Annotated in this window: 1 protein-coding gene; it reads left to right on the plus strand. The window is 62.2% G+C overall.

All coding sequences use genetic code 11. The features are described from left to right. Positions 1–21: 21 nt before the first annotated feature. Positions 22–1,532, plus strand: a 1,511-nt coding sequence (locus Q4P21_RS13815) for a DUF4389 domain-containing protein (protein WP_303389328.1), incomplete at its 3' end; no start/stop codon positions are given.

Below are 1,532 nucleotides of genomic sequence, written 5' to 3' on the forward strand. Positions count from 1 at the left end.
CTACGAAGGGGGAGTATTGATATGACGGTCAATCCAATGGTCGACGGCGGGGCACCTCGCCCAAGCTCTGGTCGCAGGGGAATCGCGGGCGCAATTGTCGCCTTGGTGCTGGGTGTCCTGTTCGCGCTGGTGGGTGTGGGGGGAATTGTTGGTGGTGCTGCCACGGCCGCGGTCATGTCGCAGCAGGGATCAGACGGTTATCTCAAGTCACCGGTGCGTGAATTCTCCGCCCCGTCCCATGCACTCATCACACCCCCGGCACGAGTCGGTGCCGACCTGCCTCCCTTCGATCTGGGCAGTCTTCGCCTAGCTGCCGAGTCAACGGCACCCGGCGGGGAGGTCTTCATCGGCATCGGCGCCAAGGCCGACGTCGACCGTTATCTCGCAGGCGTCCACACCACCGTAATTACCCGCGTGGAAGCGTTGCCTTTCAGGGTCGGCTACCGGGACGTGCCAGGACAAACCGTTCCCAGTCCGCCATCCGGGCAAAACTTCTGGGCCGTCTCCTCATCCGGGCCGGGCATACAGCAGGTCACCATGGACTTGCGCAGCGGCGACTGGGTTCTGGTGATCATGAACGCCGACGCCGGAACAGGGGTCACCGCCAACGTCCAAGCCGCGGTCCGTTCCACCCTGTTCGGAGCATTCGGCCCCGGCTTGTGGATCGGCGGGATTGTCATCCTGGTCATCGGTGCTGGACTGATTACCCTCGGTGCCATTTTGATCGGCAGGCGTTCGTCTGCCCATGGATCCGACCACCCCAACCAATCCGGCCGACCCGGCTACACCGACCACTCTGTTCAGCCACTTCAATCCGCCCAGCTGGTAACGGGGAAGAGCTACCCAGCCCGGCTGTCCGGGCACTTGGATCCAGACTTGTCGCGTGGGCTGTGGCTGGTGAAATGGCTTCTGGCTATACCGCATTTCATCATTTTGTTCTTCCTGTGGATTGCCGTCGTCATCACTACGATCATTTCCGGGTTCGCCATCCTGTTCACCGGCCGTTACCCACGCCCGCTCTTCGACTTCGCCGTCGGCGTCTTGCGGTGGAACTGGCGGGTGACGTTCTACGCATACTCGGCGCTGGCCACCGACAAGTACCCGCCCTTCACCCTGGACTCCGCCGACTACCCTGCCGATTTCAGCGTCGACTACCCAGCCAGGCTCTCCCATGGGCTCGTCGTGGTGAAATGGTGGCTGCTGGCCATTCCCCACCTGATGATCGTGGCACTGTTCACTGGCGCCGCATGGTCAACGTGGGACAGTACCGAGAATTGGTCGTCGGATTACGGCCGCAATGCCGGGTTGTCCCTGCTGGGGCTTTTGGTTCTCATAGCCGCCATCATGCTTCTGTTCACCGGACGGTACCAGCGCCCGCTCTTCGACCTGATCATGGGAATCAACCGGTGGATCTACCGCGTCGCCGCCTACACCCTTCTGATGCGGGACGAATACCCGCCCTTCAGACTGGATCAGGGGCCGGACGACCCGGCCGCAGCAAAGGTTCCTGCAGACATAACTTCCCTCCCACC

The organism is Arthrobacter sp. (assembly GCF_030540645.1).
Taxonomy (GTDB): Bacteria; Actinomycetota; Actinomycetes; order Actinomycetales; family Micrococcaceae; genus Specibacter.